At 63.5% G+C, this 23326-nt stretch carries 15 protein-coding genes; 9 read left to right on the forward strand and 6 right to left on the reverse strand.

The genetic code is table 11. The annotated features are described in order from the left end of the window. Positions 1-311: 311 nt before the first annotated feature. The 5 genes from BUS42_RS09990 to BUS42_RS10010 all read left to right on the forward strand — a co-directional run bounded on the left by BUS42_RS09990 (position 312) and on the right by BUS42_RS10010 (position 6491). Positions 312-1262, forward strand: coding sequence for a hypothetical protein (locus BUS42_RS09990; RefSeq protein WP_074306785.1), 951 nt, complete (start codon positions 312-314; stop codon positions 1260-1262). A 186-nt stretch (positions 1263-1448) separates the two neighbouring features. Continuing rightward, positions 1449-2027, forward strand: coding sequence for an RNA polymerase sigma factor (locus tag BUS42_RS09995; protein WP_074306786.1), 579 nt, complete (start codon positions 1449-1451; stop codon positions 2025-2027). Next, the gene (locus BUS42_RS10000) at positions 2024-2740 is read left to right on the forward strand and encodes a hypothetical protein (RefSeq protein WP_074306787.1); all 717 of its coding nucleotides are present in this window, start codon (positions 2024-2026) and stop codon (positions 2738-2740) included. Before BUS42_RS09995 ends, BUS42_RS10000 begins: the two co-directional genes overlap by 4 nt. 47 nt (positions 2741-2787) lie before the next feature. Further along, entirely contained in the window at positions 2788-4035 is a 1248-nt protein-coding gene (locus BUS42_RS10005) for a PDZ domain-containing protein (protein ID WP_074306788.1), read from the forward strand. Positions 4036-4217: 182 nt separating this feature from the next. Further along, the gene (locus tag BUS42_RS10010) at positions 4218-6491 is read left to right on the forward strand and encodes an alpha/beta hydrolase family protein (protein ID WP_074310917.1); all 2274 of its coding nucleotides are present in this window, start codon (positions 4218-4220) and stop codon (positions 6489-6491) included. Positions 6492-6578: 87 nt separating this feature from the next. Here the strand turns inward: BUS42_RS10010 and BUS42_RS10015 are convergent, their stop codons facing one another. Continuing rightward, positions 6579-6971, reverse strand: coding sequence for a hypothetical protein (locus BUS42_RS10015; RefSeq protein ID WP_074310919.1), 393 nt, complete (start codon positions 6969-6971; stop codon positions 6579-6581). Positions 6972-7178: 207 nt separating this feature from the next. Further along, positions 7179-7850, reverse strand: coding sequence for an RNA polymerase sigma factor (locus BUS42_RS10020; RefSeq protein WP_074310921.1), 672 nt, complete (start codon positions 7848-7850; stop codon positions 7179-7181). A 331-nt stretch (positions 7851-8181) separates the two neighbouring features. Here BUS42_RS10020 and BUS42_RS10025 point away from each other — a divergent pair, with 331 nt between their 5' ends. Next, entirely contained in the window at positions 8182-8745 is a 564-nt protein-coding gene (locus BUS42_RS10025; protein WP_074306789.1) for a hypothetical protein, read from the forward strand. Between the two features lie 187 nt (positions 8746-8932). Further along, positions 8933-12715, forward strand: coding sequence for a HEAT repeat domain-containing protein (locus tag BUS42_RS10030; RefSeq protein ID WP_254053421.1), 3783 nt, complete (start codon positions 8933-8935; stop codon positions 12713-12715). 67 nt (positions 12716-12782) lie between these two features. Here the strand turns inward: BUS42_RS10030 and BUS42_RS10035 are convergent, their stop codons facing one another. The 3 genes from BUS42_RS10035 to kdsB form a co-directional block, all read right to left on the reverse strand. Continuing rightward, on the reverse strand, positions 12783-16196 hold the full coding sequence (locus tag BUS42_RS10035) for a M56 family metallopeptidase (protein ID WP_074306791.1): 3414 nt from the start codon (positions 16194-16196) through the stop codon (positions 12783-12785). Then, on the reverse strand, positions 16193-16594 hold the full coding sequence (locus BUS42_RS10040) for a BlaI/MecI/CopY family transcriptional regulator (protein ID WP_074306792.1): 402 nt from the start codon (positions 16592-16594) through the stop codon (positions 16193-16195). Before BUS42_RS10040 ends, BUS42_RS10035 begins: the two co-directional genes overlap by 4 nt. Positions 16595-16983: 389 nt before the next feature. Next, the gene (kdsB, locus tag BUS42_RS10045; protein WP_074306793.1) at positions 16984-17739 is read right to left on the reverse strand and encodes a 3-deoxy-manno-octulosonate cytidylyltransferase; all 756 of its coding nucleotides are present in this window, start codon (positions 17737-17739) and stop codon (positions 16984-16986) included. Positions 17740-18394: 655 nt separating this feature from the next. On the opposite strand from kdsB, the gene BUS42_RS41795 reads away from it, so the two are divergent. Both BUS42_RS41795 and BUS42_RS10060 read left to right on the forward strand, forming a co-directional pair. Further along, the gene (locus BUS42_RS41795; RefSeq protein ID WP_159452193.1) at positions 18395-20212 is read left to right on the forward strand and encodes a S8 family peptidase; all 1818 of its coding nucleotides are present in this window, start codon (positions 18395-18397) and stop codon (positions 20210-20212) included. A 114-nt stretch (positions 20213-20326) separates the two neighbouring features. Further along, positions 20327-21061, forward strand: coding sequence for an SDR family oxidoreductase (locus tag BUS42_RS10060; protein ID WP_074306794.1), 735 nt, complete (start codon positions 20327-20329; stop codon positions 21059-21061). Between the two features lie 251 nt (positions 21062-21312). On the opposite strand, the gene BUS42_RS10065 is transcribed toward BUS42_RS10060, so the two are convergent. Then, positions 21313-23289, reverse strand: coding sequence for an ABC transporter ATP-binding protein (locus BUS42_RS10065; RefSeq protein ID WP_074306795.1), 1977 nt, complete (start codon positions 23287-23289; stop codon positions 21313-21315). Positions 23290-23326 lie beyond the last annotated feature (37 nt).

The following is a 23326-nucleotide window of genomic DNA, read 5'->3' on the forward strand; positions in this document are numbered from 1 at the left end:
CCCATCTCCCCTGATTTCCCACATCATCATGGCTTTGGGTTGACTCTGCGGAAAACAACGAATGAACGGGCTATCCACAAATAGGGCAGCCTGAGGACTCTCGTGATTTTCTGGGGTCTGGGCCCTTCTCTCGACGATAGATCCAATGCTCTCCAGCATCATTCCCTGATCCCCTTTTTTGGGTGGAGCCGGGCGAAGGATGTTCTCCCGACGGCATGAAAAGTCTCCAGGCGGCGCCTCGATGGCCAGGACAGGGATGTCCCGAGCTCGAGAGTCGCTGGACGTTTCCTTGAATTCGAGGAGAGATCGCGATGACCTTCAGCGCTATGCTTGCGCTAGGATGGCTCGGCCTGGCCCCCGCTCAACCGGAACTCGCTCCGCCCCCCCCTGCTCCGACACCGGCAGCCGCGGCCGCGTCTCTGGCTCCCCGTCCCGTTGCCGTCCCGGAGCCGTCGTCGAGCGCCAACGACGCGGTCCCTTCGCCTGCTCCCGCCGAGTCGGCGAACCCGGCGAAGGAATCCAAGGCGCCGATCTTTACATTCACGTTGGGCGGCAAATGTGAAAACATCACGCCATCAACCCATGGGGATGCCAAAGGGGATGGGAAGGTGGATGTCGAAGCGGGCGACAACCAGGTGAAGGCGGTTCTCGGGGCCGCGGCGGGAGCGAATGTGTTCATTGGCGTGGAGTCCACGGCGACCGAGACGGTCCACCTGGTTCAAGAGTTCGAGATCAGTTGCTCCGACACTTCGATCAGCCAGGTCTATCTCACGCTCGAGAGCAATCTGCTTGGCTTCCTTCGGAGCAAGCACAAGGCCTCGGCCGGGGTTCGCCTGGCCAGCGCGACGATCGCACCGGTGGGGTGGCCGACCACTCCCTTGGCGGTCAGCTACCCGACCGTCGGTGTCGGGGGTCCGAACGGTTGCAACGGCGGCCCGAAGGGGTATAAATACGAGACCCCTCTCGAGCCGGTCAAGGCGCCGCCGATGCCCCTGGGCCGCTACGTCCTCCACGCCACGTTCGTCGTCTCCGCCTCGGCATCGGGCCTGCTCGACGCCCATTCGACGGCGATCTTCATGACGGAAAGCGAAGACCTCGACGCCTGGGAGCGCGAGCACGACCCGTTCAAGGGGGATTCTCATGATGACTTCGGCTTTACGTTGACCCTCAAGGCCGATGCGCCTCCCGGCTTCCCCGCCGTTACCCACCGGAAGTCGCCCAAGCGGATCAGCTCCCAGCCGCGTGCCCGGCAAGCTCACTGAGCCGGGCGGTCGACCCGCCTGGTCTGAGACCGTCCAGCGAAGCGGGGAGGGAATCGCTCCCCGCTCGCCTCAGAATCAACGGTTCGCTCGCCCTGGGGGCGCGCGAACCGTTGTCCGCTCACCTCAACGGGGCTCACCCAAAAAAAGGCTGCAAGATTTCTCCGTCCGCGGCAACAATTCTTTTTAATGACGGAGATCGAGCCTTCACCCATTCCTGAAGCGCCGGGGAGCATCCCGATCGATTGGGGTGCGACGCTGGCCGAGCACGATCACCGCTTGCGAATTGCGGTCAGTTCGCGACTCGGCGAACGGCAAGCGGTGGAAGAGGTGATGCAAGAGGTTGCGCTGGCCGCCGTTGCGCAGCACGCACCGCTCGCCGAATCGGGCAAGGTGGGGGCCTGGCTGCGTCAGATCGCAATCCGCCAATGCTTGCTCTACCGGCGCCGCCGCGGCCGGCAATTCAAGCTCCTCGACCGATTTGTCAGACGGGGGGGAGGAGTCACCGCGGAGCGGGCCGCGCCCGATCCGCTCCACTGGCTGATCGACATCGAGCGGGACCAGAACGTCCGGAACGCATTGGCGGGGCTCCCGAGCCGCGACGTGGAGTTGCTCCTGCTCAAGTACACCGAGGATTGGAGCTATCGCCAGCTCGCGGAACATCTCGGGATCGCAGAGAGCGCCCTGGAAACGCGGCTTCATCGCGCACGTCAGCGACTTCGTGAATCGCTTGCCAGTCGGGTTGATGGGAAAGAGGGCTCGGCATGAGTGTGAACTACGAGAATCCGGTCGACGACCGCTGGATTGACCGCCTCGTCGATGGCGAGCTTGAGGAGAGCGAGCGGCAACGCCTCCTCGCTCGGCTTGAAAACGAGCCGGGGGGCTGGCGGCGATGCGCCCTCGCCTTCCTCGAGGCCCAAGCCTGGACTCGCACGTTCGCCTCGAGCTCCGAGACCAAAGCGCTCGACTCTGACCATCCTGACATGATCACGCATCATTTGATCCATTCCGGCAAGCCTGCGAACCCCATCCGACCACGACAAGATTCGCGACGACGCCCCGTTCAAAAAGCGGGAATCCTCGCGGCCGGGATTCTGCTCGCGTTTGCAGCCGGCTGGATCGCGAATGGAGCATCAGGTCCGTTCAGTCCGACGCCGACACCGCTTTCGGTCTACGGAGTCGCCGAGCTTCCCAAGTCATCGAACGGTTCAAAACCGGCTGTCGCTGAAAGTCGAGCGTCGACGGTCCAGCGGGACCTCGAGCCGGCCGAACCGGCGCGCCTGCCAGAACTGGAGGAAGCCGGGTGGCAGACCGAAACTTCGCTCGTCCTCACCGAGCCGGTCCGCCGGGAGTTGGAGCGGCGGGGCTATCACGTCCAAGAACGCAGCGGTCTGGTTTCCATGGAACTGAAAAACGGCCAGAGTCTGGCGGTCCCCGTTGATGAGGTCGAGCTTCACTACGTGGGGAATCGCACTTACTGAAGGCATCGCGGAAACCCCCAGGATTCCCTTTTGATCAGGAGGCTGTGATGACCGGTTTACAATCCGTCGTTCGCCTGGCCGCGCTCGGCTCGGCCATGATTTGGAGCACAGTGGGCTGGGCTCAGCAAGAAACCGATAAACCGAATCAGGACGACCAAGCCCAACGCGAGCCGAACGCGGCTCCCGAGAAGAAATCGAGCCGAGAAAAAAGTTCGGCTCGCCTGACTCCGGCCGAGGAGTCGCTCAAGAAGCAGGCCGAGGAACTCTCCAACTCGGTGCGTCGCTTGAACCGGGCGCGGAACTTGCATCGAGAGCGTCCGATGGGAAGGATCGAGTTTCAAACTCATCCCTTCCGGTTCAACGTCCAAGGAGACTGGTACTTCTCCGAGCCTCGTCCCAATGACCTGGGGATGAGCGTGGTGCCCGCGGAGGAGTCGTTGCGCACCCAGCTCGGTCTCCCCGACGGACAGGGACTCATCGTCAAGTCCGTCGCGCATGGCGGCCCTGCCTTCCGGATCGGCCTCCAGGTCAATGATGTTCTCACATCGCTTGGCGATAAGCCGCTGACAACTCCCGCCGATTTGGTCAAGCAACTCAAAGAGGCGGGCGAGAAACCGGTGCCACTCCAGGTCCTGCGATCGGGTAAGTCGATGTCGATCCAGGTCAAACCCGAATATCATGTGAGCTTCGGACCGGTGGAGACCACTCGCCCTCGTTATCAGCTCGGCGTTCAAGTGGCCTCGCTCGATGACACACTTCGCGCCCAGCTCAAAGTTGCCGATCAAGAAGGACTTCTCGTCAGTGCCGTCGAACCGGGTAGCGCGGCCGAGAAGGCGGGGCTGAAGAAGTACGACATCCTCCTCGCCGCTGGCGATCAATCGCTCAAGAGTCCGGAAGACCTCGTCAACCAGATTCAGAACTCCTCGGGAAAGGCTTTGACCTTCAAACTCCTCCGCGGCGGCAAGACGATCACCCTTGAGGTGACACCCGCGATCCTGCCGGACGATGAGTCCAGTTCCCTCGAGCACGGCCTCGCACCCAGCCTCCGGGCTGTGCGTCCCTCGGGTTTGGTGTTGCCGCAAAACTTGGATGCGGCCTTCCCGGGCCATCGGCCGCAGACCTTTCCGTTCCCGACGCATTACGATCCGCTCTGGCGTCAGCAGCCCGGAAATTTCCATTCTTCGGAACCAGAACTCGGCGAACTCCAGGGTGAAGTGACAGAATTGCGGCGGTTGATCGAGAAACTCCAAAAGTCGTTGCAAGCGCAAACCGATTCGGATCATTCGGAGCGATAGTTCCCCGGCTCGTTCTCGTGCTTTGGGAATCGGAGGACAACCGCAAACCGAGAGAGGTGACTCGGGTGAAGGAAGGTCGGCCCTTGCGGTCGCCGATCGGTTCGGCCATCTTGAGGGCCGATCCCGTTGCAGCCCCGCGGCCGACCGCCCTTCGCCCGCCCAACCTCTCGAGGACTTCTCCGATGTCCCGACGTGCCCTCCCCGCCTTGCTGGCAGCGATGCTCGGCCTGATCGATTCCGCGTCGCCGGCTCAGTCGCTGCCGGAGACCCAGCTCTGGAATGACCGAGGCAACGCCGCAACGGCCATGGTCGCGGGTATTCATCGCTTCGCCGATCGTGAGCTCGCGGCCAGCGTCCTGCGTCGCCAGGCCCACTGGAACCGGGATCTCAGTTCACACGAGGCCTACTCGAAATCGATCGCGCCGAATCGGGAGCGGTTCCTCCAGCGGATCGGCGCGATCGGGCAGCGAGTCTCGCCCGTCGAGCTCTCCTTCGTTTCCACACCCGATTCACCGGCCAAGGTCGCTGAGGATGCGAATCTGTCGATCTACGCCGTGCGCTGGTCCGTCTATCCGGGAGTCGACGCCGAGGGCTTGCTGCTCGAGCCCAAGGGAACGATCAAGGCCAACGTGATCGCCCTGCCCGACTGTGCGATCACGCCCGAGCAGTTCGCTGGGATCGCCCCCGGCCTGCCCCGCCCGGCGCAACGGGCACGCAACTTCGCGCTCGATGGCTGCCGGGTCATCGTCCCGACCCTGATCGATCGCTCGGACGAGTTCTCGGGCAATTCCAAGGTCCGCATGACGAACCTACCGCACCGGGAATGGATCTATCGTCAAGCCTACGAGACCGGCCGCCACATCATTGGCTACGAGGTGGATGAGGTTCGCGCGGCAGTTGACTTGTTCACGAGGCCGGGGCAGCCCAAGTTGCCCCTGGGCGTGGCCGGAGCCGGCGAAGGGGGCCTCATCGCGCTTTATAGCGCGGCCGCCGATCCCAGGATCGACGAGGCCTTGGTTGAGAGCTACTTCACGGCGCGCGAGTCGGTCTGGGCCGAACCCATCTACCGCAACGTCTGGGGCTTGCTCGAAGAGTTTGGCGACGCCGAGATCGCCAGCCTGATCGCGCCGCGCCCCCTCGTCATCGTAAACTCACCGGCGAATTCGCAAGGAAACCCGTTGGCCCCCGTGGTCGCCGGCCCACCACCGGCTCGCAACGGCCGGGCCGACGCGGCGAGCGGCCGGATCCAACCGCCGAAACGCGAGGCCGTCGAGTCGGAAACGGAGCGCTGGAAAAAATTGGCCGGCCCCCTTGCCACGGACCAGCCGGTTTCGATCTTCGGCACGCTCGAGAACGCCTCGAATGGCGAAACCTCGGAATCACTCAAGGACGCTCGCCCTCATTTCGACCCGCGCACCCGGATGAAGCGACTCGTCGAGGGACTTTCCGAGTACACGCAATCGCTGATTCGAACCTCGGAGCTGCGGCGCTATGCCTATTGGGCGAAAGCGGACAACGCATCGCCCGAACGTTACCTCAAGTCGATCGATCCCTATCGCACGGCCTTTCACGAGGAATTGATCGGCGCATTCCCCAACGCCACCGAGCCGCTCAAAGCCAAAACCGTCCGGCTCTCCGACGAACCCAAGTGGACCGGTTACGCGGTCGAGCTTCCCGTCTGGCCCGACGTGGTCGCCTCGGGGATTCTCCTCCTCCCCAAGGACCTGAAGCCGGGGGAGCGCCGGCCGGTGGTCGTCTGCCAGCACGGCCTCGAAGGGCGTCCCGAGGACCTGGTCGACCCCAAGCTCAAAAACGTCTACAACGCCTTCGGGGCTCAACTCGCCGACCGCGGGTATATCGTCTATGCGCCTCAGAACCCCTACATCGGCAAGGAGGAGTTCCGACTCCTTCAGCGCAAGCTCAATCCCCTGAAGCGGTCGCTCTTCTCGGTCATCGTCGGCCAACACGCGCGAACGCTCGAATGGCTCTCGACCTTGCCCCAGGTCGATCCCCAGCGCATTGCCTTCTACGGCCTCTCCTACGGCGGCAAAACCGCGATGCGCGTGCCTGCCATCCTCACCCAGTACTGCCTCTCGATATGCTCGGGCGACTTCAACGAGTGGGTGGTCAAGAACACCAACCTCGAAAGGCAATACAGCTACATGTTCACACACGAGTACGACATGTACGAATTCGGCCTGGCCGAGCGGTTCAATTATGCCGAGATGGCGGCCTTGATCGCCCCACGTCCGTTTCAGGTCGAACGCGGTCACAAGGACGCCGTGGCGCCTGACGAGTGGATCGGCTACGAGTTCGCCAAGGTCAAACGGCTCTACGACACGCTCGGCCTGGCCGATCGTGTGGACATCACCTACTTCAATGCCGGCCACCAGGTCGAGGGCAAGGGGACGTTCGACTTCCTGGCCAAGCACCTGAACTGGCCCACCGGTCGTTGACCGGCGGGTCTGGAGATCGACCCGTTTCGGGTCACGGATCAAACGGCGGTCCCGTTTGATCCGGACACCAGGCGTGTCGGCCAGTGCTCAGAGCGATTCCCAACGCTTGAGGAGTCGCTCGAGCGCAGCGACCCCTTCCTCGAGTCGGTGGCGGTCTTCCTCATAGAGACCGCCCGTCTCGCTCGGCAAGCGTTGCGCGGCGTCGGCAACCTGGTCGCGGGCTCCGAGCATCTGGGCATAGAGCCGTTCGACCGTCGCGCGGTTGGGTCCAGCGCCGATGGCGGTGAGCTTCTGCCCGGCCTTAGCGATCCGCTCTTCACACGACTTGAGTACACCCTGCCAGTGAGCCCGCTCGTGGATATGGATCCGCTGGGGATAGGAGGGATTCCTGAGGGGGTTGAGGGGTTCCGTCTTGACCAACGGATTGGACTCGCCCTCGGACACGGGCTGCGACATGGTCACGGCGTCGGCTCCCAACATCGAACTCGAAAACTCTTCGCAATTTCGCCAGAACACCCAAGCTAACTCAAAGAGCGCCAGTCCCGGGCATTACGGATCTGGCCATGGTACGGAGATCCGGGGTGGCTGGTCAATCGCACCACCCGACCTGTTGGCGAAACTCGGTCGTTCCGGCTCAAGCCCAGGGACTTCTCCGACCTTGAACGACTCGAGGCCAACCCCGGTGATTTATGACAGGGGCTGTTCGAGGTTCGAGAGGAGGCCGCGCTCCGCGTTCGCGGGGTTGGGGTCGGGCTCGACCAGCAGGTGGCTCAGTTTCCTGACTTCCTCGCGCATCATCTTGAGAACCCGGCTCTTGGCCATGTAAACCGCGGCGAGAGTCAGGCCGGTCCGGTCCGCGACGTCCTGACCGGCCAGACGGTCATGGACGAGCATGTGGAACACGTTCCAGGTCTTGACATCGATCCGCTGCGAGACGCGGGCGGCCGCTTCACGGAACAGGTCGCGTCTGAGCTCATGTTCGAGACAACGCGCCAGATCCGTGCGGGTATCGACCACTGCCAACCAATCGAGCATCGCGGGATCCCTGGAATCGAGCCCACGCTGACTCAGCACCTTGAGGGCATCGCGCACGGCATAATTCGTCAAGGTTTTGAGATAGCTCCGAAAGCTACGCGACGGGTCGTAATGAAACGTTGCCATGAGTCGCGAGAGTTTGAGGAGGACGGTCTGGGTGACATCGTCCACGTCGGCGTCTTGCAACCTCCAGGCACGACACCAGCGACGAATGGCGGGCGCGTAACCCCGCACGAGCTCATCCCAGGCCGCCTCGTCGCGCGGACTGTTCCGCAAGCGCTCGAGCAGCAGCATGTTAGTTGACGCGAACTGGGCTTCATCCACAGTCCGATCCCCTGATTTGACAAGCGCTTCGACGTCGGAAGCGAAATAGTTGGGGAGAATTTCCGTTTTTCGCGTTAGGTCGTCGCCAATTCTACTGACTCTCTTGTGAATCCGCGACCCGAGTCGTTCGGAACGGCGAACAAACGAAGGGGAACCGAACCCGGTTCGCATCTCCCCGTTCTTGGCAAAAGCCAAATCCGCCGCTCGAAACTCCACCTGCTCCGGCGGAAGGAAATGATCGGAAACTCTGACCCGCGGGGCACTGCGCGGCATCCGCGCCGAGGTGATCGCGTTTTACACTGATGACTATTGATTCGGAATATGTATTTTTATGACCCATTCATTCGACCAGGAAATCGGCAAAATGAAATACGATCAGCTATTTTACGCGACACGTATGAGTTTAGGTCTCGCGTGGAAGCTTACGGTATTGGCTTTTGCTCTCGCAATCGTCCTTGGCATGATGGCAGGGCCGGCCGCCCAATCCGAGCGACAGGCTTTGGAACAGTCGTTTCCGGTCAGGGTCGAGAAAGAGGAGAATCACTATAAAATCATGACGCAAGTGCCCGCCGGAAACGACAGTCTCCACCTCGAAGTGATCGATCCTCTTGGAAAGAAACATTTCAGTTTGGTTTACGACAAAAATGGGATTGCCCATTCATTTACCCAAAACACAAAATTAATTCATGTCGGATTTTATAATACGAATGATGGCAATGAGTCTGTATCGATCCGAACTCCAAAAACTTTCTATGCCATCAGGGCTCAAGCCAGCGGATCTTCAAACGTTGTTGCTGAGACCAGGTCCGCGGTCCGGCGCACGCTCGGCGAGATCTGGGTCTCCCCTGAAGGCGAACGACTCCCCTCCGGCGACGATGCCAACGTCCCAAAGTAGGCGTTCAGGCATCATTGCCCCAACCTCGGAGCGCAACGCTTCACGCCGCGCAGCGAGCGTCGACCGTGCTTACCCTCATCGACCCTCAATGCGAGCCGGCGACCGGACCGATCCTGACGACCTGTTTTCCAGGTGTCATGAGGATCATGGATTCGCTACAATCCTGCGGGAACGACTCCCTGCCGAATTGAGACGATCTACCCCGGTTGGCATCCCGTTCGAGGTTTACGTCGCAATGTATCATCTCCGGTCGATCGGACTCGTGGTCTGCCTGGTTTCCAGCTCCGCCCAGGCCGCCGACAAGGTCCCGCTGCCGAAGCCGGCTGACGGCTGGAAAATTGAACGGGCGGCCCAGGCGCCGGATATCCTGTTCCCGACGGCCATCGTCGCCGCGACCGACGGGACCCTCTACATCGGCCAAGACCCGATGGACATGCCGGGGCCACCGACCCAGCCAATCGACTCGATCGTCTCGTTCAAGGACGGCAAGGTCAAGCTGTTCGCCGACAAGCTCTGGAGTGTGATGGGTCTTGAGTGGGTTCAAAATACCCTCTACGTCGTCCACGCCCCGTACCTCTCGGCGCTCCGCGACACCGACGGCGACGGCAAGGCCGACTCCCGCGTCGACCTCATGACCGGACTCGGGCCCAAGCTCCCCGGCTTCAACGGAATCAACGACCACGTCCCCTCCGGGATCCGCCTCGGGGTCGACGGATATCTTTATATCGCGGTCGGTGACAAGGGAATTCCCAAGGGAGTCGGCAAGGACGGCGCCACGATTCAGCTCTTCGGCGGGGGCGTGATCCGGATCCGACCCGACGGCACCGGACTCGAGGTCGTCTCAACCGGCGAGCGCAACCCCCTGTCGGTGGCGCTCAGCGCAAACGACGACATATTCACATACGGCAATGACGACGACAGTAAGAAGTGGCCCAACAGCCTGACTCACCACATTGTTGGCGGCCACTACGGCTATCCTTACGAATTTCTCCTGACTCCGAACCGAGCCTTGCCGATCGTCGCCGGCCAGATCGGCGGCTCGGGAGCCCAGGGCCTCTGCTACAACGAGGACGGACTGCCGGCGTCGTATCGCGGGAACCTGTTCTTCTGCGACTGGGGGCTGTCCACCGTCTTCCGATACAACGTCGAGCAAGCCGGCGGCACATTCCGCCTCAAAGAGAAGACCCCGTTCGTGACCAAGGGAGACCTGACCGACTTCCGACCGTTCTCGCTCGCGGTTTCCGCCGATGGCGCGGGCCTTTGGCTGGTCGACTGGGCCTTCAATAGCTGGCTCGCCGACGGCCCCCAGACCGGGCGGCTCTACCATCTGACCTACGAGGGGCCGGACCGCCCCGACAAAAGCCCACGCCCGCAAGGCGACGACCCCACGACGCGACTGGCCGCGCTCGATCACCCGGCACTCTCCGTCCGCCTCGAGTCGCAGCGCAGCCTGGCGCGGCTCGGTTCAAGCCAGGTGGCCCCCCTGACCACCCGGCTCAAGCAGAGTGAACCCGGACTCGGCCGACTGCACGCGCTCTGGGCGCTCGACGCGATCGATACCCCCGAGGCCCGCGACGCGATCGCCGCGGTGCTCACGGACGATCAGGCCGAGCTTCGCCTCCAAGCCGCGCGGCACGCCGGGATTCGCCGTGACCGTAACCTCCTGACTGGCTTGAGCTCCCTGCTTCGCGACCGCGACCCGGCCGTTCGTCGCGAGGCGGCGATCGCGCTTGGCAAACTCGGTGATCCCAGCGCAGGACCCGCGCTCATGGCGGCCCTAGGCGACTCCGACAACGTGGCCGCCTGGGCGATCCGGCATGCGATCCGGACGCTGATGACCTGGAATGAGGAGGCACTCGTCCAAGCCTTGCTCGACGACCGCCGCCGCGACGATGCCCTCAAGTTGACCGACGAGGCCTGGGCCTTGCCCGTGGTCCAAGCTCTCGTGAAAGCGTTGACCGCGACGGAATCGAGCACGATCCGATCCCGGATCGTCGTCACCCTCGGCGGACTCTATCGCCAGTACACCCCATGGACCGGCCAATGGTTCGGCACCAACCCGCTCGCGGGACAGCTCCCCCAAAAAACCGTCGACTGGGATCGCAAGGCGATGGCCAACGTCCTGAGAGGCCTGGCGCTTGGTCTGGAGGACCGCGATCCGGCCGTTCGCGCCCAAGCGATCGTCGCCTTTCGCACAATCGGATCCGAGACCGCCCCCTATCTTCGGTCGCGTTTGATGACGGAAACGGACGAGCCCAACCTCAAGGGTCTGATCGAGGCGCTGGGGGTCTTGGGCGACGTCCACGCATCGACCAACCTGGCACTCATCGCTCAGGATCCGAAACGGCCGGAGCCGGTCCGTGCCTCGGCACTCGACGCCCTGGGAAGGTTGGGAGGAGCGCAAGTGCTTCGAGCCCGGCTCTCGTTCGTCTATGACCCGAAGGCCCCGGCCTCGCTAATCGCCCGCGCCTTGCCGGAGCTCGGCCGAGAGGGAGTTCTGCCCGCCAACGACGTGGCCGCGTTCCTCGAGAATCCGACGGCTGAGATCCGTCAGGCCGCCTTGCTGTCATTCAACCCCAAGCGGAAACTCCCCGCGGAGGTCAAGCAGTCGGTGATCGACCGGCTCACCGACAAGGCGCCCGAGGTCCGGATCACGGCCATCACGGTGCTGGCCCGCTTGAACATTCGTGAAGCGATTCCTCGGCTCCTCACGGTGGCTAACGAGGATGCGTACCGGGACTACGCCACCATGGCGCTGGCGGCCATGCCCGACGCGCAGGCGTTGCCGCTCTACCTCTCCGCCATTCAGAACCGGAACCCCGAACTTCGCCGCGCGGGGGAATCCGCCCTGCTGGTGATCCGCGACCAGGTGGCTGGCGACCTTACCAAGCAACTGCAATCCGGCAAGCTCAGTGGACCCGCGGCCCTGGCGCTGGAGCGAGTGCTTGCTCGGTTCCAACCGATCGTCGATTGGCGGGTGATCGGCCCGTTCCCACGGACCACCGCGCAAGTCTTCGTCTCCGAAACGGCGATCGATTTCGCCCGATCCCACACCGGCGCCGAGGGACGGACGATCGCCTGGACCCCGCGCAAGACCGATGCACTGACGGGACGAGTGACCCTCGACGACCTGAAGGAGGGGGCCGGCGACCGCGGTGGGTTCGGTTACGATACCAACGGATCTCCCAACCTCTGCGCCTTCGCTTACGCCGAGGTGGCTTCCGACCGCGATCGCCCCGCGCTCTTGCTGGTGGGTTCGAGCGGCCCGATCACTCTCACAGTCAACGAACGCGTCGTTCATCATGAGAGCAGCCAGGCCGGTCGGCCGTATGCTCCTGACTCCGACCTCGTGCGAGTCGACCTCAAGAAGGGGCAAAACCGATTCCTGGTCGTCACGCGTCAAGGCATCGGCGTCTGGTCGTTCAGCGTGCGCGTCTCTGAACCGTCCTCGATTTCCCTGGCCGCCCGGCCCGAGGAGAACTCGCCCGAGAAATTGCAGGCCTTTGCACTTTCTCATGACGGTGATTCGAAAAAGGGCGAGTCGCTCTTCTTCGACACCAAGGGCATCGGCTGCGTGAAGTGCCACGCCGCGGGCGGCCAAGGGACGGCGAACGCCGGGCCCGACCTCACTGGCCTGGCGCTCAAATATGATAAAGCCGAGATCATCCGCTCAGTCCTCGAGCCCTCGAATCGGCTCGCGACGGGCTATCAACCGGTCCTCCTCTCGATGCAGGACGGCAAGGTCCTGACCGGACTCGTCCGTTCAGAATCCGAGACCGAGATCGAACTGGTCGATGCGGAAGCTCAGGTCTCCCGGATCCCCAAGAACCAGATCGAGGAGCGTCGCGTCAGCGACGTCTCGCTGATGCCGAAGGGGTTAGCCGATACCCTCTCCCCGGTCGAATTCGCCGACCTGATCAGTTTCCTCCAGTCCCTGAAATCGGCCCCGGCCTCCCCCGCGGCACCATGACCTCAAGGCCGGCTTCCGTTGGCAAAAATCAAAGTTGCTCTCACAAAGGAAGCCAGCGTTCACCGAGTCACTTCCCGGCGGGTTTGACCGGCTTGAGCGAGCTCCAGGTCGGCAAGTTCGCACGGATCTCGAGCGTCACGCCCCGGCCGGGCTCGACCCGGCGTGAGCCGTCCGGCGGCTGCCAGCGCAGGCCGCTACGGTCGTTCAGGCTGACGGGCCGGTCCGGCAGGTTGCTGAACCGGAACCGGCCCTGAGCGTCGGTCCGCCCCTCGGCCTCGTAGGCGTAGCGTTCGCCCACGCGCCACTCGGGCAGGTGAGCGTAGAGCTCGACCCCCGGGATCGGCCACCCGGTCGCCGCGTCCAGGACGCGGCCCGCCACCAGGTGGCCGGACTTCAAACGGATCTCGATCGGCCTGCCGCCCGGGTTCAGATTGGCCTCGCCGGGCTGATAGTCCTTGCGAAGGTCGAGAACGGCACGGTAAGGACCAATCTCAGCGTTGAGGTCGTCGAACCGGAACCGGCCCTCGCGATCGGTTAGCAAGGGCGGGTCCCAACTCGTGCCGGCCTGGGGATGCGTCAAGTTCAGCTTGACCGGCATCCCCCGGAGCGGCTGCCCGTCGGGGCCGACGACCCGCCCCGAGGCGGTGGCGGGCTTCGCCAGTCGGATCTCGACGCGCTCGGTCGCCCGCGTGCCGTCAAGCTTGACTGGACGGCTAACCTGCTTGTTGTGGCCCTGGGACGCAACGACGACGTATGTGCCGCCGATCGGTAACGGGGAGAGAAAGATGCGACCCTGGACTGCGACGTCGTTCTGAGATCCCCTGATGGGTACTCCCTTCAATTCCGACGGCATCTCGACCGCCGCGTATCCGATAGAGACACTCTCGACAACCGGCTGACCGGCAGGGTCGAGCACTTGCCCGACGATCGCTCCGGCCGGCACGCCCGGTACCTCGACCTCTTTCGGCTCGGTTCCCGGCTCGATATCAAACCTGTCACTCGGAAACCAGTAGCCGATGACCGACGCCGATCGGTAGGCCACGTGGCCAGGCACCGGGGCATCGAATTCCACTTTCCCTTGCTCGATCGGCAACTTGAGACTGACGACCGGTGGCCCGACCACGCGGGGCGCCGCGTCGACCTCGATTGCCCCCGACGGCCGGACCGCCCCATCGGGCGTACTGATCCGGAGTATCACGTGGCGCAGGTTCGATTCCGCCAAGGGCTGAGACAGGTCGATCGTGACCGCGTTCTCCGGCCGCTCGACCACCAGCCGCAGGCTCTCTTTTCCCGCCGTCACGGTCGTCTTGCCCGGCAGCAGGCCCTTGGCCTGGAACGAGCCGCCACCGTCCGCCGGCGCGACGGGCACACTCCAGGAGAATTCCTCAAAGTGCTGGCCACGCTGGAGATCCGGGATGGCAACCGTCTGGCTGACCCGGACAATCGGCTTGCCGCCCTCCTGTTGGAGGGGAGCGAGATCGCCCCGGATCGTGCCGGCCATCGTCCGATCGGGACCGACCTCCCAGCGCAGGCCGCTCTGGCCGGCGACGATCCCCGGCACGACCCGACGACCGTGCGTGTCCGTCTCGATCAAGAACGCATAGGATTTCTCATCCTCGAGCCGATCGAGCGTGAATCGTCCCGCCGAGTCCGTGGCGGCCATCGCCGGTTCGACGGCGCCGTGATACCAGCTTTGGGTCGGCCCGGCGACGAAGAAGGGCTTGATCCGCGCGCCGGCGATCGGCTCGCCATCGTTGGTCACGATCACGCCACGAGTCGGCTGTGCATGGTTAAGAGTCAGCCTGGTCTCGACGTCCGGTTTGAACGTCACACTAGCCGCGGAAAGGGGCTGAAATCCGGGACCGTTGATCGAGAGGCTATAGGTGCGCCGCGACGCATGGGGGATGGTGGCGACGCCCGCGTCGTTGGTGACCCAGCCCGCTCCGCTGTAACAGGTGCCCCCCTCCATGACCAGGCCCCCCTTGACGCGCACACCGGCGGCCGGCTTCCCCCGTTCGTCCACCACGCGGACTCGCGCGGGGAAACCGGCTTCGAGTGGGATGTTAATACCCTCAACGGTCTGGCCCCACCTCGCGATGAAAGGGCCGACAAAGGTCGGGGCATAGTCTTCGGGCTCGACGTAGAGATACATCGAACCCGCGTCACTCGACTCGAAGGAGAAGGTCTCTTTGAGTGGCCCCAGCGCAGCCATGGACGTGGAGTTCCGCGATCGCGTGATGGAGAAACCGTTGATCGGCTTGATCAGGGGCAGGCCATTGGGGGTGCGGATCGTCCCCTTGATCGTGGCCTTGCGCTGACCCTCCCTCGCTGTCCCCTGCTCTTGCTCCTCCGGCGCATATTCGGCCTGGGCGACCTTGAGTCGCTCGAGCCGCTCGGCGGGGGCGAGCACCTGGGCGGCGAGCTTGACCGCGACGAGCGTCCCTCGGTGCAAACCGAACAGGACGACGGGCCCGACCACCAGAAGGACAAGCAGCCCACCCCACGAGATCCGCGCCCGAGGCCGCTCGCCCGGCCGAAGGATCCGGAGAATCCGTTCGCGGAGGAGGGACGGATGATTCCGCGGCCCACTCCAGGCGACCGCAGCCGCGTGCGGCGTCGACCGTTGCACGCGCTCGGCCCAGTCGGCCAGGGTCCGCGAATAGTCGAGGGGCCGGCCGGTCAAGGCCACGGCCATCGCGTCGCAGCAGGCCTCACGCTCGACCCGGACCTGCCGGCCCAGCCACCAGACGACCGGGTTGAAGAAGAGGAGCGCCTCGACGAGCATCTGCGCCAGGTTCCACAGATAGTCGCGTCGACGGATGTGCGCGAGCTCATGGGCGAGGATCGCCCGCAACTCCTCGGCCGGCACTCCGGTCACGAACGCGATCGGCAGCACGATTGTCGGCCAGACCAGGCCGAGCACGCACGGCCCGAGGTTGTCTCCACACGAGACCACTTGGACATGACAGCGGATGCCGATCTCGCGTCTAAGCCGTTCCACCAGGTCGAGGAGATCCCGATCCTGGACCCGTGGTCCACGCATCAGGCGAACGGCCGCCAGCGCCGAGCCGGTCGTGCGTGCCAGCATGATGACCACGCCCGCCAGCCATCCCAGGGCCGCCACCGGCACCCAGCCGACCTTCCTTGGCGTAGGTGCCTCGGCGGTCTCGCCGATGATCGCGGGCCGGACCCGCGGCGCCAGGGCGCCGGCCCGGTCGGCCGCGAGCGGGACCGGTCGAACTGACGGTGGAAGCGTCGGCTGGTATTCAAGAACGGCCCAGGTCGCCAGCCCGGCCAGCAGGACCGCGAACTGCGCGACCAAAGCCATCAGGTATCGGGCTTGCGAACGGCGGACCGAGACCCACCGCAAGGCCACGACCAGCAAGAGCGCCAGTACGGCCGCTTGCCAGAGCGTGTGCAAGAGCGCAAAAACAAGGTGCCGCCAGGCCGGCTCCGCAAAGCGAGCGAGGGCGTGGTTCATGGTGCCTCCTCCTCGTCTGGGCCCAGCTTCTGCTCTGCGTCTTGAATGACCCGCCGGATCTGCGCGAGCTCGTCCGCGTCGAGCTTCGATCCGTCGAGCAGCGATTGCAAGGCCCGCGCCGGGCTGCCGCCGAAGACGTTGCGCAACAGCTCGCGCATCATCGGTCGTAACACCTGCCCACGCTTCACCAACGTGTGATAGACGTGCGCCTGGCCCTGCTGCGAGTGCCCGACCAGGGCCTTCTTCTCCATCACCTGTAACACCGAGAGGACCGTCGTGTACGCGCGATCCTTCCCGTCGGGAAGCGCCTCCTGGACCCCCCGCACCGACAGCGGCCCTCGGTCCCAGAGAACCGCAAGCACCTGCAATTCCAGTTCGGACGGTCGTGTCGTCTTCATCAAGCCTCCCCTTCGCCTGGCTACTATAAACCCAGTATCTACTAGGTTCACGGTAAGGTCAAGTGGCCGAGGGGATCAATACGCACCCTTTGGCGAAAAGGAGTGAGTCCGCTCATGGCGAGACTGTCGCCACATTACCGGGGCTCTTCGTCAGTCGGAACCCAGGGAGCTTACGCTCCCCACTCGCCTTTGGAAGGCGAGCGAAGACCAACGACCAAGGGATTTCGCTCGCCTGAAAGGCGAGCGGGGAGCGTGAGCTCCCTGTCTTTGGGCCTTCGCATGGGCTGGCTCGTTTGACGCTGTGGCAACGGCACCGGGTTAATGGACCCGGGCGGAAAACCCGGCAACGCGGCAAAACCACATCAATATATTTATATTTTTCCTATTTCTCATTCGCCCCCCGCGGACCGCCAGCGTTCGACAAAGCGGCGGTAATCGTCGGGCGTATCGATGCCGACGCTCGGTTCATCGACGAGGCCGACGGCGATTCGATGGCCGGCTTCGAGGACACGGAGTTGCTCGAGTTTCTCGATCTTCTCAAGAGGCGACGGGGGGAGTGTCGCCAGTTTCAGCAAGAAATCACGGCGGTACGCATAGAGTCCGAGATGGAGATAGGCCAACGGGAGTGACGAGGCGGCGTCGGGCCGACCATCGCGATGGTACGGGATGGGGCTGCGCGAGAAGTAGAGGGCCTGCCCCGCGGCGGTGCAGACCACCTTGACGCATGAGGGGTCGAGATAATCCGCCTCGGAGCGGATCGGCGTGGCGAGGGTGGCCATTGAGGCGTCGGGATCGTTTTCGAGAAGCGCAATGACGAGGTCAAGCGCGTGGGGAGTAATCTCCGGTTCATCCCCTTGGAGGTTGACGACGATCCCAGCCTCGGGCAAGCCCTCGGCCACCTCGGCGACGCGGTCGGTGCCGCTCGGGTGGTCGGCGCGGGTCATTGCGTACTCACCACCGAAGCCGGCGACGGCCTCGGCGATGGCCCGGTCGTCGGTTGCAACGATAATCCGGTCGAGGCGGGTTGAGCGGCGTGCGGCCTCGACGACGTGCTGAATCAGGGGTCGTCCTGTTTCGGATAGAAGGGGTTTGCCGGGCAGTCGGGTTGAAGCGAAGCGGGCCGGAATCACAGCAATGATTTCCATGTTTCGACGAAAACTCCCTGCGGTCTTCTTCCGATACAAGGGGCACTGAAGGACAGTCGCCTTCGATTGAGTGCATCGACAGGAACGTTCACTATAGCCAAGCCCGACTCTCTCGCAACCGGAGGGATCCAATTCGCGGAGAGAGTCGAACCCCATCGTGATGGAACTTCGGAGGGGTGCCTGGTTGAACCCGCGCCGCAAGATGCAGCGTGGCCTGGCGTGCCGAAATCGTGGGAGGAACCGTGCCGGACGAATGTTGGACTAAGATGTCTAATGCTCCCCAGCAGACTGCTCATCGGATGAATCAAGGCCATCGCAATTGATCAGATGAGACGCCCGCGGGCACTCTCGTTGCTGTTGTGTGCGGTCAGTGATTCAACACTCTCGGGGCTCCCATTCGAGACTGGTGTCTGGCGAAGCGGAACGACTCCGTCCTCCGTCCTCCGCCCTCCGTCCTCGAATGGTCCGTCGCCATCAACTATTGCTTGCGCTCTGCCTACTTAGGAGTCGTTGATTTGACTCCGGTAGCCGCGTCTCGCTCCCAGCTCATAAGTCAGCTTGGGACGGTGATGCGCCATGGAAGGGGGGCGTTCACTATCGAATTGCGGGGCGGCCATAGCCAATGGTTTGGCGGTCGTCTGGGGAGGTTGAATTCATGGGGTGGATCCGCAAGACCCGTCGCCCGGATCGTTGTCAGAATAAGCCTGAGATTGAAACGCTGGAGGGACGGACCCTTTTATCGGCGACTCCTCGGTTCCACAACGCCCAACACCATCAGCAGCTCCCGCACACTCGCGCATCCCATCTCGCGGCGGCCCACCACCAGCCTTTACGTGGTTCGCAAATTGCAACGCCGCACACCACCACATCATCACTCAACGACACGTCGATCGCAAACTACGACAGCCTGGTGGGTGCCTCCCAGGCGCGAGCCCAGTTCGGCGTCGATGGGACCGGGATGACGGTCGCGGTGATCGACTCCGGGGTGAACTACAACCATTCCGCCTTGGGTGGGGGGTTGGGCCCGGGACATAAGGTCGTTGCGGGGTTCGACTTCTCCAACAACACTTCGGATCCGATGCCCTCGGGTAGCTCGCACGGAACCGCCGTGGCCGGGATCATCGCCTCCAGCGACAAGTCGAATCCGGGCGTCGCCCCCGGCGCCGATATCGTTGCGCTTCGGGTTTTCGGCACCGACGGCAAGAGCGATTTCAACCGGGTGGGTGATGCGCTTCAGTGGGTGATCGACCACCACAGCGAATACAACATTACTGCCATCAATATTTCTCTTTCCGACGGCAATAATTACGCACAGAACTGGTTCGCCCATGATGGCGGCGTCGGCCAACGCATTACCAGCCTGGTCGGCACGCTCGAAACGCTCAAGATTCCTGTGATCTCGGCGACGGGAAACAGCTTCAGAGGTGCGCAGGGCGAAGGCTTTACCGCCATCATCCCCGACACCATCAGCGTGACCGCGACCGACTCGTCGGATCAGCTTGTCTCCGATGCTCAGCGCCTGGGCGTTGCCATCGGCGGCGTCGCGGCCACGGATATCGCCGCACCGGGCAAGGGGATCGTCGCTCCCACCAATGGCAGCGGCTTCTCCAGCGGCGACGGAACCAGCTTTGCCGCTCCGCAAGTCACCGGCGCAGTCGTCTTGCTCCAGCAGATTTATGCGAAGCGGTTTAACTCCCTTCCCACCGTCAATCAACTCGAAACCTGGCTCAAGCAGGGTTCCGACCCCGCCTCCGACCCCGCAACGGGAATCAGCATCGGCAGACTCGATATTCCCAAGGCCGCCGGTCTCATCCCCTCGCCGCCGGGAAAGCCGAACCTCCAACCCCAAGAGGTAACGCCCACTCCGACGCCCACACCCACTCCGACGCCCACACCCACTCCGACGCCCACACCCACTCCGACGCCCACACCCACACCCACTCCGACTCCGACTCCGACTCCGACGCCCACTCCGACGCCGACGCCCACTCCGACTCCGACGCCCACTCCGACTCCGACTCCGACGCCCACTCCGACGCCGACGCCGACGCCGACGCCCACTCCGACGCCCACACCCACTCCGACTCCGACGCCCACTCCGACGCCCACACCCACTCCGACTCCGACTCCGACGCCCACTCCGACTCCGACGCCCACTCCCGGTACGGGACCAGACCCATCAACAACAAATGGCATCTCGATTTTTATTGATGGGCGGCTCGTGACCAACCAGAGTGCCGACAAGTTGGCGGGCCTCTTCTCCAATACGTTCGCCAGTGGCACACCGGGCAAAAACACAATCCGACTCTGGGGATCGAACGGGAAAGGCATTCAGCTCGGCGAAACGCGGCCGACGGGAAAGCTGAAGCAAACCGACTCGACCGAGGCCGTCGCACCTCCGGTTGCGGCTCCCTCCGGACCGCTGCACCATGGTCGTCGAGCGGCGTTTGCCCGTAGCCGGAAAATCCGTTAGAATCGGCCGCGAGTGAGTCGTCCGCGATCCGCGGCGCTACGAGCGATCATCGGCCCTGCCCGTCTCGTCCTTCGGGACGCGACGGCGGGGCTTTCTCGCATTCAGGAGGTTGGATTGGCCACAAAGACTCAGACCGCCCTGATCACGGGGGCGGGCAGTGGGATCGGTCAGGGAATCGCGTTGGCGCTGGATCAGATGGGCCTGCGCGTCGCACTGGTCGGCCGTGACCAGGCGAAGCTCGAGCGCACGCGCGATCAGTTGACGCAGAAGGCAGGGCCGGCCCTGGTCGCCGCCTGCGACGTCGCCGACCGAGCGTCCGTCAATACCGTGGTCGAGGGCGTCTTGAAGGACCTCGGCGCCATTGACGTCTTGGTCTGTAACGCCGGGACCAACGTCCGCAATCGCTCGCTGGAAGTTCTCGATCCCGCCGATTGGGACCTGATGATCGCCACCAATCTGACCGGGGCCTTCAACCTCGTTCACGCCGTGCTCCCCTCGATGAGAGAACGGCGTCAAGGATTGGTGATCCAGGTCGCCTCAATCTCCGGAAAACGAGTCAGCGTCCTGGGTGGAGGAGGCTATTCCGCCTCCAAGTTCGGTCAGGCCGCGCTTGGAATTAGCATTGGCCGAGAAGAAGGCCCCCGGGGAATCCGCTCGACCGTGATCTACCCCGGCGAAGTCAACACCCCGATTCTCGACGGCCGACCCGTCCCCGTCGGTCAAGAGCGGCGCGAGGCCATTCTTCAACCGGCCGACATCGCCGCGGCCGTCCGCTTTCTGGTGGAGCTCCACCCGCGGGCCCACGTCCCCGAACTGGTGATCACACCGACCGTCGACGACTTCTTTTGATCAGGTGTGCGACATCGCCAATTCACAGTCGCAATGGGCACGGCCCACCATCCCGATCTCCTTGTCAAAAAGGAGTGAAGATGGTGGGCCGTGCCCGCTCTACAAGACATGAATTCTCGCAGATATTTTGAATCGCAATAGTATCGCAACAACCCAAGGTTTCTCGTCGCCACTGGCGGGTTCGTCGCAGCCCCAGTGGAACGGCCGTCCCTCCAGGGCTGAAAACTTGAGGGCCGGGCCGACGATCCACTCTAACCGTTCATCTGCCCAGCCTCGATGTCACCGGTTGCGAACTGGTTGAACTCGACGTATTGGAGGTGGCGGTAGAGCTTGCTCTCGTTCTGGAGTTGTTTGGGCTGACCGACCGACTCGACCCGGCCGTTCTGCAAGATGATGATCTGGTGGCACGACCGGATCGTCGAGAGCCGATGGGGCAGAATGATCAAGGTCCGGTTCTGGCCGATCCGCGCGATCGTATCATCGATCAAGTGCTTCGTGTCGTCGTCGAGCGGACCACTCGGCTCCTCGATGATCACGATGGAGGGGTCGTGGAGATAGGCCCGCGCCAACGCAATCCGGTAGAGTTCGTCAGGTTCGAGGTAGTGACCGAGGGGCCCGATGATGGTGTCGTACCCATGGGGCAAGTCTTGAATGAAGTTGTGTGCGTGGGCCACCTTGGCGGCTTCGATGATCCGGGGCAGCGCGTAGCTCGGATCGCCCAGACCGATGCACATCGCCACCGAGTCGGTGAAGACGAGATCGGCTTGAAGCACGATCGCGACCTGAGCGCGAACCGACTCCAAGGTCACGTCACGTAAATCCTGCCCATCGATCCGGACCCGACCGACTTGAGGATCGATCAGTCGCGGGATCAGACACGCGAGCGCGAGCTTCGAATCCTCATCCAACCCCATCACCGCGGTCCGGGTGCCTGCCCGAAATTCGGCGGAGATTCCGTCGAGCAAGACACGCCCGGAGCGACTCTCGAGCGAGACGTTTTCCAGGGTGACCCGATCGCGCATCGGCGGCAGAAAGTGCGCTCCACCGTGCTGGTGCAGCTCCGTTTTTCGCTCCAGGAACTCGAAGATCCCCTCGGCCGACCGATTCGCCTGGCGGAGGACCCGACGCATCTGGATCCACTCGAGCACCGGATGAATCATCGCCGCGAGTGAGACGACCAGAATCAGGGCGGACGCCGGCGCGATCCGTTGTGCGACGACGACATTGTACCCGAGCAGGCTGATGGCCAGGATGGCCGAAGCGCCATAGAGCAGACCGTTCGCCGGGTTCAGCCTTCCCTCGGTCTTGATCCGCCGCGAGTCCGCGTCACGGTAGCGTTCGAGGTGCTCGTCAAACCGTTGTTTATCGATATTCTCCATGCCGAAGACGCGCACCAGCCTGAGCAGGCCGAGGTCTTCATGCAAAAGACAGAGCTGAACGGCGGCGTCACGCATCGCGGCGTCGGAAACGAGGCGTGCATCCTTGTTCACAACTCGCGCTGTGAGCCAGATCAAGCCGCCGAGCGAGGCGAGAAAGACGGTCAGAATCGGGGAGACGAAGACGGCGAGCCCCAGGAGTCCGAGCGCCAGGACCGGCATCCGAACCGAATGATCGAGCTCGGCGAAGATCGCGTCACGGATGTCGTTGACTTCCCGGGTCAGCAAGTTGACGACCGGGCCGATCCCCTCGGTCGGGAGTGAGGACTGACCGAGCCGGTACATCTGTCGGTGAATCTGGCGGCGCAGGGAAGTGGCGACCTCGCTGGCCGCCTCGGCCAAGACCGATCGTCGATATTGGGCGATCAGGCTGATCGCCAAGAGTAGGCCCGCCGCCATCGCCAGCAGACTCGTCAGCGCGCCGACGTTGTTCATCAGGGTGGGAACGTTGCGGATCACCTTGAGGAGCGCTCGGGCTCCTTGGCGGTGCAACGTGTTCGGGCTTGACCAGTTGGCCGCGACCAGCGGGAAGAGACCACTGTCGTCGAAGACCGTCTGGTCATGGACGACCCCGGTTTCGCGGCTCGTCACCCAGGTGGGGAACTTGGCCAGGTCGCGGGTGGGCATTTGCGCCACGCCCCGCGAGGCGAGGAGCCCCGCAAGCAAACCGGCCACTCCCAGCAACCCGAGGATCAGCAACGAGTGCAAAGCCCCCAGTACGTTGGCGATCGCCAACGTCTTGGGGCGATTCTCGAGGAGCTTTCGAGCGCGAGGATACGCGTCCGGCTGCATGCGTCATGTCCCGTCGACGTGAGAGGAGGGCGGTGTC

Source organism: Singulisphaera sp. GP187 (assembly GCF_900129635.1).
Taxonomy (GTDB): domain Bacteria; phylum Planctomycetota; class Planctomycetia; order Isosphaerales; family Isosphaeraceae; genus Singulisphaera.